Origin of the sequence: Leptospira ainlahdjerensis, from assembly GCF_016919175.1 — a bacterium.
Taxonomy (GTDB): domain Bacteria; phylum Spirochaetota; class Leptospiria; order Leptospirales; family Leptospiraceae; genus Leptospira; species Leptospira ainlahdjerensis.
The window spans coordinates 1-14,257 of the sequence record NZ_JAFFPU010000017.1; the positions used below are offsets into that span (position 1 = coordinate 1).

Below are 14,257 nucleotides of genomic sequence, written 5' to 3' on the forward strand. Positions count from 1 at the left end.
GCGCTAAATTCTAAATTTTTGACCTCTTGCAAACAAAGAAAAAGAAAAGTGATTTTCTTCTCATCTCTCCCGCGTTTATACGAACTTCGCATAAACACCCGTTTTTCAAAAAGAGAACCTCGTCGTATTTACGACTAAGCGCTAAATTCTAAATTTTTGACCTCTTGCAAACAAAGAAAAAGAAAAGTGATTTTCTTCTCATCTCTCCCGCGTTTATACGAACTTCGCATAAACACCCGTTTTTCAAAAAGAGAACCTCGCCGTATTTACGACAAAGCGCTAAATTCTAAATTTTTGACCTCTTACAAACAAAGAAAAAGAAAAGTGATTTTCTTCTCATCTCTCCCGCGTTTATACGAACTTCGCATAAACACAACGCCCGTTTTCGATAATAGGGCTCTTTCGAAGCAAACAAAGTCTAATCGACTCAATAACGAAGCTGAGACAAGAGTGGAAAAAACAACATCCTATTGATTCTTTGGAACAGAGAAAATCGAACGAAGGTTAACTTTCTAAGAAATTCTTCGTAATGTTTCCTTGAACGACTTCTCACATTTTCCCTATGTCGGAGTTCCGACCTTGAAAAAATTCGAAAAATACTTGCGATTTTGCGGGCTTTTCCGATGGACCTCTGCCTTCTCCGGAAACGAAATAGTGGAGTATGATCCCGAAATCGGATTCGATTCGCAAGAATTTTAAAAATTCCTAAATGAACTTGCGCGAGGCGCTGAAAAAATAGAATTTTCAAATCATTCTCCTCCTACATCCTGGACTCATGAAGGCAGACTTCTTTTATGATCCAGAAACGATCCGAAAAGTTTTAGGATCACCCGGTAATACTTGGTTCCAAAAGGATTCTCAAATAACGAATATAACGACCGCGTCCAACGAAGCGGAACCGGGTTCCCTTTTTATTCCGCTTAGGGGGAATCGGGACGGGCACGAATTCATTCGAGACGCCCTCTCTCGAGGAGCTTCTTATTTTTTAATCGAAGTAAATCATCCCCTCCGTAATAGTTTTTCTCAGAAAGAAGAACAAAAGGCGATTCCCGTATCGGATACGTTACTCGCGCTTGGTAACCTCGCGGCATTTCATCGATCTCGTTTTCGTCCTATTCTCATCGCCGTAACGGGTTCGAGCGGAAAAACTACGACGAAAGAACTCCTCGGAAATTGTCTTAAGGAAATGAATGACGCGTTAGTTGTCACCGAAAAGAACTTTAACAACGAAATCGGACTTCCTTTCACCCTTTTTAGAATCAATGACAAAACTCGAGTTGTAGTCTGTGAAATGGGTATGAATCATAGAGGTGAAATATCCCGGCTTTCGAAGATTGCAAAACCAGATTTAGCAATCATAACAACGATTGGAACCGCTCACATCGAATTTTTAGGAAACCAAAAAAACATAGCAAAGGCAAAAGCGGAAGTTATTGAAGGTTTTTCCAACGGAGGAAAACTTTTTTTCCCGAACTCGAGAGAACATTCAAAAATCCTAAAGAAGAAACTTCGCAAATACGGAGGACATCTGATTCTCACCGAACCGGAAAAAACCTTTAAAGTCATAGAAAAAAAGCCCTCGGGCTTCACTCTTGAATACAAGGGAAAACAAATCGCGTGGAATCTTCCCGGAGACAAACTCCTCGGAAATCTCGCTCTCTCGGTAGCCTGCCTGGAAACGATAGGAACGCCCAAGGAATGGATTCTCGAAGGTATATCCGGCTTTCGATCCGGAAATAAACGTCTTGATTTGCAAATCGGAAAATACTCGATTATCAACGACACATACAATGCAAATTATGAATCTATGATATCCTCTATCGAAGTCGCGGATCAACTCGCGGACGGAAAAAAATTTTACGCGGTCTTAGGCGACATGAAAGAATTGGGAAAACATTCCCTTACTTTTCATAAAAAATTAGGTAAACGATGTGCCGAATTTAAAAATTTAAAAGGACTCCTAACGTTCGGACAAGATTCCAAATGGATCCAAGAAGAATTTCACAGACTTACAAATTCGTCAAGATTCTCCTTTCATTTTCCTGGAACAGAGGAAGGCCTCAGAACACTCCTAACGGTCTTTCTCGAAAATGTTCCGGAGTCGTCCGTCGTTTTAGTAAAAGCGTCGAGAGGAATTCAACTCGAACGCTTCGTGGAAGGTCTTCCCGTTTAGTACTTGCAGATCCCTTATCAAAAGAAATATCTTACGCAGGAGCATCGAACTTGAGCGCAAAAGTTGCAATCATCATGGGAAGTTATTCCGATTGGGAAACGATGAAGGAAGCCGAACTCATACTTATTGATTTTGGCGTTTCCGTTCATAAAGAAATTGTTTCCGCGCACAGATCCCCGGAGCTTATGTTAGAATTTTCTAAATCAGCGAAAGATGCCGGATATTCCGTAATTATTGCGGGAGCCGGAGGCGCTGCCCACCTTCCGGGTATGGTAGCTTCGATGACTACACTTCCGGTCTTAGGTGTTCCCATTCAAAGTAAAACCTTGAATGGATTGGACAGTCTTCTTTCTATCGTTCAGATGCCGGGCGGAGTTCCGGTAGGAACTTTGGCAATTGGGTCGGCGGGTGCAAAAAACGCCGGTTTGCTCGCCGTCAGAATTCTTTCTCTTCAGGATTCCAAACTCGCCGAAAAACTTTCGAAGTACAGGGAGCAAATTCGTGAGGACGCACTTTCAAAGAATAAGGATCTGTTGTGACACAAAAAAAAATACTCCTTCCAGGCGCAAAACTCGGAGTGATGGGATCCGGTCAACTCGCGAGAATGTTCGCCTTAGAAGCAATTCCGAACGGTTACGAGGTTTCCGTATATTCTCCTGAATCGCACTCCCCCGCAAGCGGCGTCGGCGCAAAAGAGTTCGTTTCCGAGTATGAAAACGAAGAGGTGCTCCTTGCTTTTTTAAAAACCATAGACGCGCTTACATTCGAATTTGAGAATATTCCGGAATCTGCACTTACCGTAATCGAGGAATTTCAAAAGAATTCGAACCTTTTAGTGCATCCTTCTCCGAATTGTATCCGAATCGCACAGAATCGCTGGAAGGAAAAGATTTCCTTTCGGGACGCTCGGATTCCGACAGTAAATTTTTATCCCCTTTTTACGGAGAAGGACAAAAACGAAATTCCTTCCAAAGTTTCCTATCCTTGTATTTTAAAAACGAATACGATGGGATACGACGGAAAAGGACAGGTGAAGTGTAGGTCGAAAGAAGAATTGATTTCCGCCATTTCCGATCTCAAGGAACTCAATCATATCGTTGAGGAATTTTTTCCTTTTACTTCGGAAGCCTCCGTGATCTTCGCAAGATTTCAAGACGGATCGATTTCCAATTTTCGTCCATCCTTAAACATTCATAAGAATCATATCTTGGATCTCACTTTTCATCCCGGTAACTTTCCTCCGAATTTGGAAAAAAATCTCGTTGATTACGCGAAAAAACTGGCAGAGGAGATCGATTATATAGGCGTTTTCGGAATCGAATTCTTTATCAAGGGGGAAGAAATCCTGTGCAACGAGTTCGCCCCAAGGCCGCATAACTCGGGACATTTCAGCCAGGACAGCGGTTCTATTTCGCAATTTTCTCTTCAGCTAAGAACGCTCTGCAACCTTCCGGTTCCTAAAGAGATTCCGGTAAGACCCGTAACGATGAAAAACATCTTAGGCGAAGATTATAAACCCGGTTCGAAACTCTGGACGAAAACATTAGAAAATCCTCATTATCATCTCCATCTCTATGGAAAAAAGGAAGCGAGAATGGGAAGAAAGATGGGACACTGGAATTATTCGGGACCGAACCCTGAATCCGCTTTTATTGGATGGGAATAGAATAGGATTGGAAATCCGAATCGTCTTTCTGCCGTTTGGCGACTCAATTCTGCTTAAAAAATAAACGATTTATTCGTTTTAACACGAACCTCTATTCCAAATAGAATTCTTATTTCCGTCTCGATTATTTTTTTATATAAAGCCTTTTTTTTCTTTCCTCGTGTTTCAAAACGGATAGGAATTGTATCTTAGGAACAGGGAACCTGTAGAATGGCTTTTTATAATACTTTAAAATCATACTTTGTTAGAGTTTCCGTTTCCTTTCTAATTCCTCTTCTTTTGAATGTTTTCGGATTCAATTGCTGGTCGAACGCCTTTTTTAAACCTCCGGTCGAATGTGTGGGAAAGATAAACAACGAACTCTGTCCGAAAGAAAACTCCCTCGGTCTGATCTTAGCCGGCATATTTGCCGGATTCTTATACGCCGAAAACGCAGTTGCAATTTCTAATTTAGTAAATTATTCTATTGTTCAATCCGGTTTTTTGGTCGGAAAGGCTCAAACGCCTGCGGTGTTCGTTTCTCTTGACGATGCTCCCGGAGCCTTTGTTCCGGTAGACGATCTTTCAACTTGGAGATACCAACTTCCTGCACCTGCGGTCACGAATTCGTTTTGGAAGTTGGGAACAAAACACAAGATCTCAGTCAAAGCAGTCGATAGGTTCGGTAATATCTTTGGAGAAAAGATCGTAAACGTGATCAAGGGAAATAATCGAGATACAAACGGAGACGGTTTTGCCGATGTTATCCTTTCGGTTTCACCGAGCAATGCAGTCGTCGGCTACGGCCTTGTTTTCTTGGGTCACGGAGATACGGGAATCCCTTCTACCGCACCGGATTCGATCCTTACGGACGGTCAAGCAGGTGGAACGTATTTCGGAGATCGGATCGGCGCCGGCGACTTTAACGGAGACGGCTACGCTGATATAGTCATCGGTGCACAAGCGGCTCCGGCGCTCTCCACTTTAGGAATCGTTTATATTTTTCATAGTTCCGGTCAAAATGGAATCTTGGGTCGGAATTTACTTTCCGGAGGGACGTATGATACTCTGATCCAAGGGCAGACCGCCGGAGAAAGACTCGGCTCTATGGTGTTAGGCGGAGATGTGAACAACGACGGTTATGACGACGCAATTCTTACTTCTCCTTGGACAAACGGCCTGGGATATATTTTTTACAGCCGAGGAAGTTCCGGAGTTCCATCCAAAAACTTAGGCGCGGGTGGATTGGCCGACATCAAATATTTGGGAGCCGCCGATAACTTCGGTTCGACATCCAGTATCGGAGATATAAATGCGGACGGATATATGGATCTCGTAATCGGAGCTCCAAACTTCAACACGAACCAGGGAAGAATTTATATTTTTATCTCAAACTCGGGGACTCTTCCTTTAACTCCGCAATATTTAGTTTCGCCTAACGCACAATGTCCACCGGGAGGCGGTTGTGCTTACTCCGGGAACTCAATTCAACTCGCCGACTTCAACGGAGATTCTTGTGCCGATCTCGCGGTGACCGCCCAAGGATACGGAACCAACAGAGGACTCGTATTCGTTTATCATTCGAACTGCGGGTCCACAACCCCCTATTCGAATTCACCGAATACAACTCTTTTTGGCCCGGCGCTTTCTACATGCAACGCGGGAAACAACTGCAGCTTCGGCTCCTCCATGTCCGCCGGAGATTCGAACGGAGACGGTTTCGCCGACTTGCTCGTAGGCGCCTATCAAAGTTCGAACAATTTCGGAAACGTCTATTTGTTTCAGAGCTCCGGTTCCGGCGGAATCCCGAATGCGGATTTAGGCTCCGGAGGATCCGCCAATGCAGTGTTAGGTGGAGAGTCGGCGGGTTTAGACTTCGGGATCTACTCCGTCCTTCAGGACATAAACGGAGACGGGTTGTCCGATATTCTGGTCTCCGCACCGGATCCGATCGCAACCGGAGGCGCTCAGATCGGAAAAGGAAAGATTCATTTTTTTAGAAACAACCCTTCCGTCGGTCCGGGCAATCAGGATCTGCGTTCCGGCGGAACTGCGACCGCGACCCTGACCTTTACAAACGGCCTCTCTTTCGGGAACTCGATCGCATTGGATCAGATTGATTTTTTCGAATCGAAAATTTCGTTTCTTTTCCGTTGATCGTTCCACAAAAAAAGGTCGGTGGAGCGTTCAGCCTTTTTAGAAGATCAAAGCCGATCCTTTTGAAAAAACTCCGGAGAACGGCTTGGAATCGAATCACAAAACGATTTTTCGATTTTAGGGGGAAAAACGCTAAGAACGGATTCCAAAATCAAAAAGGAAATTTTCAGGAACCAGGGAAAAGTTTTTCACCCTCTTTTCATTTTCGCGAGATGGGCTCTACACGATTCAAAACGGAGGAGTTCCCGCATTTTTTTTAGATCTCGAGGCAAACTTATAAAACAGAGATCGATCACTCACAGAACACTCGGCTTTCCCATCTTCTTGTTTTAACATACCGTCGCCAAAGGAAAAGAAATCTGTAACTGGATCAAAGTTCGAATCCGATCGTATGGGGAAAATGATACATTAGAATATTCTAATTTTTGTATTCATTTTCTCCACGAAAATGAATACAAAATCAATTTCAAAAAAAGGAAACCGCCTCGAAGGATAAAATTCCAAAATCTTCCCTTTCGAAAGCTAAATCTTACCCACAAGTTGTATGGATCTTCCGAAAATCTGTCGGAACTACGACAATTCTTCCGTAAAAATAGCGCTCCCCGCCCTGATCTTGGGTGGAGGGGAGTGGAGGCGGGAAAATCCTCGGGTGACTTTCCTCTATCATAAAATCAAACTTCTCGCAAGAAAAAATTCTCTTGTAGGAATTCCTACAAAACCCTTGTCTCGGGACGATTCTCGTCGTATTTCCTCTCAACTCGCGGACAAGGTTAAGCAATATCGGGTGGCGGGAAAATTCCGGTCAAATCCCTCATATCAGAAAAAAATACTTTTTGCAAATACAAACTTCCGTGTAGGAACTCCTAAAATAGCCCTTTCTTGAAGTAAGATTCTCTTCACAGGTTCCTCACACATGCAGGTAAGGTCATACTGAAATCGGAAAATCAAACGTTCGGCTTACCGATCGAAAAATATTGAAAACCCTCTTTTTTCATCAGCTCGGGAGAATATTGATTCCTACCGTCGAAGATCACATTCGATTTTAATAATGTTTTGATCTTACCGAAATCCGGTTCCCTAAATTCTCTCCATTCCGTAAGAAGAAGAAGTGCGTCCGCTCCCTTGAGAGCCGAATACGCGTCCGCGGAATATTCTACTTTTCCTTGAAAGTAAACCGCCGAGGTTTCCTTCGAAACTGGATCGTAGACTTGCAACTTAACGTTTTTCTCATGAAGTTGCAAAAGAAGAGGAATGGAAGGAGCCTCTCTCATATCGTCCGTCCCGGGTTTGAAGGAAAGGCCCCAGACCGCGAGGGTTTTTCCGGAAAGATTCGATTCTCCATAAAACTTTACGATTTTCTCATAGAGTCTGAGTTTCTGGGCTTCGTTGACTTCTTCCACTTTGCGAATGATCTGCAAAGGAGCGCCTTCGTCTTCGGAAGTTTTGATCAGAGCTCGAACGTCCTTTGGAAAACAAGAACCACCGTAACCGATTCCCGCATAAAGAAATTGTCTTCCGATTCTAGAGTCGGTTCCCATTCCTTTGCGAACGTCTTCGTAGTTCGCTCCTACGACTTCGCAAAGATTGGCGATCTCATTCGAAAAAGAGATCTTTGTCGCGAGAAATGCGTTGCACGCGTATTTCGTAAGTTCCGCGGAGACGACGCCCATTCTTAAAATCGGATTTCCGTTTAATACGAAAGGAGCGTAGAGTTGTGCGACCAAGTCCCCCGCTCTCTGCGTGTCGGAACCGATCACAACTCTTTCCGGGCGCATAAAGTCGTCGATCGCCGCCCCTTCTTTTAAGAATTCAGGATTGGAAACGACGTCGAATTCTTCTTTTGTCTCGTTTGCGATGATCGCTTTGACCTGGGCCGCAGTTCCGACCGGAACCGTGGATTTGTCCACGATGACCTTGTAACCGTTGATCGATTTTCCAATCTCTCTCGCCACCGCAAAGACGGCGGAAAGGTCGGAGGAACCGTCGGGAAGCGTGGGAGTTCCCACAGCAATAAAAATGAGGTCGGTCTTTTCCACTCCTTCTTTCAGAGAAGTGGTAAACTCCAGTCTCTTTTCCTTGGCGTTGTTCAAAACGAGTTCGGAAAGACCGGGTTCATAGATAGGAATGATTCCTTTTTTGAGATTTGAGATCTTTGTTTCGTCCTTATCGACGCAGATCACTTGATTTCCGTATTCTGCAAAACAAGCGCCCGCAACGAGGCCGACATAACCGCTTCCAATCACGCAAACTTTCATATTGAGAACCAGGATTCCGGACTTTCCGGACTTAGAAAGAAAAATAAATCGGGATCAAACGTCTTTTTTGAGACTGCTTTTTACCGGCAACCACGCAGCGCCTTCGAATTTCGGAAGATCCAGACGCTCCAATTCAAAAGAAAGAATTCCGTCTTTCCAGAGATAACTGTTTCCTACGTGATTGTCGCCTTCGTGTAAAGCGAGACCGAGAGAATATTTCCCGGCCGAAAAGTTGAGCGGAAGTCGGAAGTTCGCCGTAATCGATTCTCCCGCGAGAATGTTTTTCAAAGAATTGCCGAGGTGAAACGTATTTGTTCCGAACGCACGGATTCCTCTCGCGTCGTCGATATGAAATCCCACGGTCAAATCCGGAATGTCCTTTTTGAATTTCGCTCCGATCTCGATCTCGATCTCCGCTCCAACGGGAAGAATTTTCGGATTGATCTGACCCTTGTATTTCAAACTCAGAGAAAGGTTTTCCAAGGGAGAATCCTTTTGTAAGGGAAGAATCGATTCTTCTCCCGATCCGGAGTCCGCGATGATTTGCATGTATTCCCGAAATCCTTCCACAGGATCTCCGTCGAACACGAGTTTGCCTTTTTCTAAAATCAAAACCCTCGAACAGACGGATTTGAGAAGTTCCAGATCGTGACTCACGATCAAGGTCATGGTTCCTTTTTCTTGGAAGGAACGAAAACGGTGCAGACATTTTTGTTGAAAGCTCGCATCCCCCACCGCGAGGGCCTCGTCCACGATGAGAATATCCGGTCTTGAAAACGTCGCCAATGCAAAACCGAGGCGCATCACCATCCCGGAAGAATATTGCTTAATTGGAATATTCTTAAATTCTTTTAAACCCGAGAATTCGAAAATTTCGTCCATCGAAGAAGATATTTCCTTCGGACTGAGTCCCCAGACTAGACCGTTGTAGTAGAGATTTTCCTCTCCCGAAAGTTCGGGATTGAATCCCACCCCCAACTCCAAAATGGAACGGAGCGTTCCGTTCTTTGTGATCTTTCCGGACGCGTAAGACGAAACCCCGGTCAAAACTTTTAAGAGCGTCGACTTACCCGCGCCGTTTCTTCCGATCAAACCTACGATTTCTCCGGGTTCGACCTGAAAGCTGATGTTTTTGAGCGCGTCATAACGTACGTCGTTCCCGAAAAAACCGAGCGTGAGAACGTTAAGAATTCTTTTGGAAGGTCCGCTAAAACCGTTATAGACCTTTTGGAGATTTTCTACTTTCAGGCTCAAAGATGGTCCAGGATCACGGAATGAAATTTAGAACGGCTGAAAATCCCGATCGAAGGAAATAGAATCAGATACGGAAGGAATTCCTTCCAATGAAAAACCGGAACAAAGTCGTTTAACAAAACAAAACGAAAGACTTCGAGAGGAAAGTTGAGAGGATTCCAAACGTTGATCGAATGTAAAAAACCGGAGGAAAGATAGAGGATCGGCAAAGACCAAAAGAAGAATTGGGAGATCAACCGAATCAAAGGGGTGATGTCCCGAAGAATCACGTTCGCTCGCGCCAAATAACCCTGCACAAAAGACAAAAGAATTCCGATCACGATCATCGTCAAAATCGAAAGAGGAAACAAAAATACATTCAGTTTATTGAATATAACGAGAACGATCAGAACAGGAACCGCGGTCACCAAAAAATGAATGAGCATTTGAACGAACGGAATCCAGAGAAATATTTCGGGGCCCAAGGGAGATCTTTTGATCAGTTGACGATTTTCCGTAAGAATGGAGGTTCCGCGGATCATATATTCCTGAAGAGGAACCCAAAAAAGAAGTCCGCTAAACGCGTAGCCGATAAAATCGGCCGCGGATTCCGGGTTTCCTTTGAGATGTAAAAATAAGAATACGATTGTGTAGATGAGGATGATGCTAAGATTTTGGACGAGCATCCAGGAGATTCCGAGAGCGCTTCCGGCAAATTGTAAGGCGTAATCTCTTCTTACTAAAATCCAAAGAATCGGTAAATTTTTCAACACTTCGTTTGAGCCTGAAGAACCTTACCTTCCTTACAGGAATAGATCCCGTCAATTCCAAAAATCCATTGGTCTACGAGTTCCAGTCCGAGTGCCTCGAGAAGTTTTTTGAAATTCTTATAAATCCAAAGATCGTCCTTACTCGGTTTCGAACTCGACTCCGGATGATTATGCGCGATGATCACGGAAGAGGCCGCATCGTTTAAGATGATCTTTAAAAGATCCCGGCTCTGCACCCCCACTTCTTCTAAACTTCCAACGGCTACGATCTCGGCCCGTAAAACCGCTCCTTCGGGAGAAAGTGTAATGAGAACAAAACATTCTCTGTTTTTGGGAATCAAACTTGTGGAAAGATAATTGATAAGATGCTCGGGAGAATAACGTTTCCCCTTGAGGGCTTCCCATTTGAGACGTCTTGCAAATTCGACCGCCGCGAGTAAGGTGGTGGCCTTTGCATGACCAATGCCGGGAATTTGAACCAGATCCGAAACTTTCTTTTGAAGAAGTCCGCCCAAACCCCTGCTGTGGTGCAGAATGTTCCGACTGAGTTCCTCGATCGGTTGAGCCCGATTTCCCCTTCCCAGAAGTACCGCCAAAAGTTCCCAATCTTGCAGGGACTCGGCTTCATACGCTATGCGCGCTCTGGGATCCGGGAAAGGGCTCAACCTTTCCGAGAGTTTTCCGCCAGACTTCAAATCCGCTTCAGGTTGTTTTTACTGAGCTCAGACAAAGAATCTGCAAACCAGGTTCCCTGTTGAACTACTTCCCCTTCAAACGCTTCCTCCAGATAATCCGCGAAGGATTTCAGATTGGACTCTCCCGCACGAGTTCTTTCCCTCCAATTAGGGCCAGCTCCTGCGAGACCACCGCGTTTTCTCTGATAATTAGCTGATTCTTGCAGAGATCGAATGATCATAGTCTTCTCTCCATTCTTATTAAATTAGACGACATAAACCGATAAAACCACAAATAATTCCACTTAACGGATATGTATATACTACTCAAAACATAAGTAAATGTCAACTAAAAACGCTCGATTTTTTAAAAACCTTCGATTTTAGAAGTAAGAACGATCTTTGAGTAATAAAACCTGTGGTTTTCCTCCGTTTCTGTTCTTTATCTTAACTTTCCCCCCGGACAAAACGTTTCCGTTTGGTTTTTTTTTCGTACATCTCGCATTTTTTTAGAATTCCCGCTCTCTGAAAGTGGATCGAAGAACCGTTTTCAATGTGGGGAAAACGCAAAGCACGTCACTTGGAAAGGGAAAATGGGTCCTTAAGTTCCTAATTTCTTTTGTTTTTCTGTTTTTGTCCTTCGGGACCGAAGCGGAAGCGATTCCGATTCCCAATTCTCCAAAGGATTTGAGTCCGTTTTTCTTTCTTACAAAATCCGATTCTTCCTTGGTTCTGGGAATTTTTACCGAGGCAAAAAAAGAAAGGCTTCCTTCGTACGGGACCAAACTCGCTCTTCCAATTCTTCCGAAGAATCCAAGACATCTCTGGAAGGGATCCTTTCTCTATGAGAACCAAAGATTTTCAGAAAACGAAAATCGCGCGTTTCATCGGTTTTTTTCCGGATTGGAATATTCTTACCTTCACCCCGAAAAACGAATCCGTATTTCTTGGCTCGCGGGTTGGGAAAGAGGAGAAATCAATCTTTTTGTTTTCGGAATTCACCTGGAAATTTCCGAAAAACAGGGAATTCAAATTCTCGGAAAAAGCGGAGGGGATTTCAGAAACGTTTCGATTTTACTCCATTCTCCTTTGGAAAAGGAACTCAAACTCTTTTTGGGCGCGTCTCGCGCCTGGAACGAAACGATCACGGAAGATCGGTTCTTTGTGGGAATCGGATTTTCTTGGGAAAATCTACAGACTTCGACCTTTGGTTCTAAAAATGGACACGAAGAACATTCCGTTTCTAGCATATTTGAATTTCAGAATATTCTAAACACAGAAGATTTTTCAAAAGAGAAATTAGTTCCTAAAATACTTCCACCCAAAAAAAGAATCCCGTCTTTTTCGAAATTTTCTCTTGGAGTCCAGGAACTTTTATCTTCGGGATTCTCCCTAAATTCTTCTTTGCGGATTTCCGGAGAAAGTTCTCGTTCCAGGGAAGAATTTTTCGAATTCTTAGATTCTCTTTCCGAAAAGGAAAAAAATCGGATCTTTGTTCTTTTGAAAAAAAAGAATTCGAACCAGAAGAAGGAGAAACGTTGATGTTTTTCCTTCTTCGTTTTCGGTTCGTGACATTCAATTTTTATTTTCAGATTTTCCTTCGTAGTTTAGGGTTCGTCCTTTTCTTTTATTTGGCTCGTTTTTTGATTTCGATCCCAGACCGTTGCCGACTTCCGCTGTCAAAATTTGTTTCGAACGCGGTTTTATCTTTCCAAACGAAAATCCATCGTTTCCTTCCAAACCGAAGTTTATCGACTAATAGAATTCGTTTTTTTGAATATTCTACGATTCTACTTTATTTAAGGATTTTTTTAGGGACGATTCTTTTTGTTTTTCCGTTTCTCTTTCCTCTTTTCTCGGAAGAATCCAGGATCGGAGCCACATTGGAAACCTATAATTCTCGTTATCTTCGCAATGAAAAGGAAAACTGGTTTTTGAAAACTTCCAATTGTCCGATCAAACTCAAAAGTCCGAGTGAAGAATTCCCTTCGTGTTGGACGGGCTTTTTGGAGACCAGAAACGGAAAGCCCTTTGTTTCCGGAAAATGGGAAAACCGCTTTGCAAGAGCGAGTTTTGGTCATCGGTTTCGACCTCTGGAGAATTTTTATTTTTTGAGGGACAACGATTTTTATACCGCGCTCCCGGAGATAGAACAAGCGATTCATCGTTCGGCGTTCGTAAATTTCAAATTTGCAGACTGGGCCTTCGGTTCTTTTTATTCCGAAACGGAAGCGCGCAAACGAGGCGGTTACTTTATCGTTTCTCCCAAAAGAATATTCGAATTTTCTTATGCTCCTGAATTGGAAACTCACTACGCGTCCTTCGATTTTAAATCAAAGAACTTTCGTCTTCCCGGTCCGAAGATTGTTTCTCGGATCCAAACCTTTGGTAGAAAACGGCAATGGGACGGAACCTTTTATACTTCTATTTTTTCGGATCGCCTCGATACGGAATTTAGAATCACGGGTTACCGCGGAAAAACTCAGGATCTTTTTGCGATCGATCCCGATCGTAGAGAACTGGATGGAAAAGCGAGCCTTGCACGTTTTGGAATCGTTTCCCATTCTTACTTTTCCTTGGAATGGATCCGCGCCTGGAATCGATCCCTTGTTTCGGAAACGGATTCGCGGTTTTCTTTCGAAGTTTCTTCCACGGAAACTTTGAAGAATTCAGACTCTCAACGATGGGAGATCCTCGGCGCGAAAGCTCCTCTTTACTTCGGAGATTTCGGTGGAATTCTTTTTTCACTTCGGAATTATTCTCGGGACGCGTCCCAAGAAACTTTGGGAAGAGGTCTTTACTACGCGCTTCAGAAAAAGAATTTTTCAATCGAAGCCGGGCAAGAATGGAGGTCAAACGGAGATTCGATCACCGAAGGGAAATGGTCCTTTCGTCTGAGCGAATCTTGGAACTTAGAAGGAGCTTTTTTATTCCAGAAAGAAGGCAATCGAATGGATTCTCTTTTTGAGGCGAGGACGGCGAGGGACGAAACGAGCCTCATCTTTACGGATCGGAATTCTTCGTTTCGTCTGAGGCTTCTTTCGCCTTACGTCGCTTTTACGGTCAGTCATTCTCGGAAAAAGGAAGTCAAAGACGACGGGATCTGGATCAATCTTCAGGTGCAATTTCCTTTTTAGGGTTTTTAAAAAAGCCGTTGTGCTCCGACAGAAGCGAGACTCTGAGTTTCACAAAAAAGTAGGAACTCCTATTCGAATCGTATACAATATCTTCTCTTCGAAAGTTCATCCGCCGCGAGAAAAACCGAATTTGTGGGAACTCCCCGTTTTCAGGGTTCGAGATTCAAAAGGAGAAATCTTTTTTCTTTCTTTTGTAGCATGGATCCTTTTTTT

Annotated in this window: 12 protein-coding genes; 7 read left to right on the forward strand and 5 right to left on the reverse strand. The window is 43.7% G+C overall.

Translation table 11 applies throughout. The features are described 5' to 3' along the window. Positions 1-775 precede the first annotated feature (775 nt). The 5 genes from JWG45_RS04330 to JWG45_RS04350 all read left to right on the forward strand — a co-directional run bounded on the left by JWG45_RS04330 (position 776) and on the right by JWG45_RS04350 (position 6,858). Positions 776-2,173: a UDP-N-acetylmuramoyl-tripeptide--D-alanyl-D-alanine ligase gene (locus JWG45_RS04330; protein ID WP_205278561.1), complete on the forward strand. Its 1,398-nt coding sequence runs from the start codon at positions 776-778 to the stop codon at positions 2,171-2,173. A 50-nt stretch (positions 2,174-2,223) separates the two neighbouring features. Beyond that, positions 2,224-2,712 carry a 5-(carboxyamino)imidazole ribonucleotide mutase gene (gene purE, locus JWG45_RS04335; RefSeq protein WP_205278562.1) on the forward strand — a complete coding sequence of 163 codons (489 nt, stop codon included), beginning with the start codon at positions 2,224-2,226 and terminating at the stop codon, positions 2,710-2,712. An 11-nt stretch (positions 2,713-2,723) separates the two neighbouring features. Then, complete coding sequence (locus tag JWG45_RS04340) at positions 2,724-3,839, forward strand: 5-(carboxyamino)imidazole ribonucleotide synthase (RefSeq protein ID WP_408611598.1); 1,116 nt, start codon at positions 2,724-2,726, stop codon at positions 3,837-3,839. A gap of 210 nt (positions 3,840-4,049) precedes the next feature. After that, positions 4,050-5,975 carry an FG-GAP-like repeat-containing protein gene (locus JWG45_RS04345; protein WP_205278564.1) on the forward strand — a complete coding sequence of 642 codons (1,926 nt, stop codon included), beginning with the start codon at positions 4,050-4,052 and terminating at the stop codon, positions 5,973-5,975. A gap of 544 nt (positions 5,976-6,519) precedes the next feature. Further along, complete coding sequence (locus tag JWG45_RS04350; RefSeq protein WP_205278565.1) at positions 6,520-6,858, forward strand: hypothetical protein; 339 nt, start codon at positions 6,520-6,522, stop codon at positions 6,856-6,858. Positions 6,859-6,919: 61 nt separating this feature from the next. Here JWG45_RS04350 and JWG45_RS04355 read toward each other — a convergent pair whose 3' ends face one another. Genes JWG45_RS04355 through JWG45_RS04375 form a run of 5 tightly spaced genes read right to left on the reverse strand, consistent with a single transcriptional unit; the run spans position 6,920 to position 11,149 of the window. Continuing rightward, positions 6,920-8,230, reverse strand: a complete 1,311-nt coding sequence (locus JWG45_RS04355) for a UDP-glucose dehydrogenase family protein (RefSeq protein ID WP_118967867.1) — start codon at positions 8,228-8,230, stop codon at positions 6,920-6,922. Between the two features lie 54 nt (positions 8,231-8,284). Continuing rightward, positions 8,285-9,484: an ABC transporter ATP-binding protein gene (locus JWG45_RS04360; RefSeq protein WP_205278566.1), complete on the reverse strand. Its 1,200-nt coding sequence runs from the start codon at positions 9,482-9,484 to the stop codon at positions 8,285-8,287. Then, entirely contained in the window at positions 9,481-10,236 is a 756-nt protein-coding gene (locus tag JWG45_RS04365) for an ABC transporter permease (protein WP_205278567.1), read from the reverse strand. The genes JWG45_RS04360 and JWG45_RS04365 overlap by 4 nt, the downstream gene beginning before the upstream one ends. Then, entirely contained in the window at positions 10,230-10,928 is a 699-nt protein-coding gene (locus JWG45_RS04370; RefSeq protein ID WP_205278568.1) for a JAB domain-containing protein, read from the reverse strand. Before JWG45_RS04370 ends, JWG45_RS04365 begins: the two co-directional genes overlap by 7 nt. Next, positions 10,925-11,149, reverse strand: coding sequence for an LIC12298 family protein (locus JWG45_RS04375; protein WP_118967863.1), 225 nt, complete (start codon positions 11,147-11,149; stop codon positions 10,925-10,927). Before JWG45_RS04375 ends, JWG45_RS04370 begins: the two co-directional genes overlap by 4 nt. Before the next feature lie 313 nt (positions 11,150-11,462). Here JWG45_RS04375 and JWG45_RS04380 point away from each other — a divergent pair, with 313 nt between their 5' ends. Further along, entirely contained in the window at positions 11,463-12,449 is a 987-nt protein-coding gene (locus tag JWG45_RS04380) for a hypothetical protein (protein WP_205278569.1), read from the forward strand. Next, a complete protein-coding gene (locus JWG45_RS04385; protein WP_232380523.1) occupies positions 12,449-14,044 on the forward strand; it encodes a hypothetical protein in 1,596 nt (531 codons plus the stop codon). The genes JWG45_RS04380 and JWG45_RS04385 overlap by 1 nt, the downstream gene beginning before the upstream one ends. Positions 14,045-14,257: the final 213 nt, after the last annotated feature.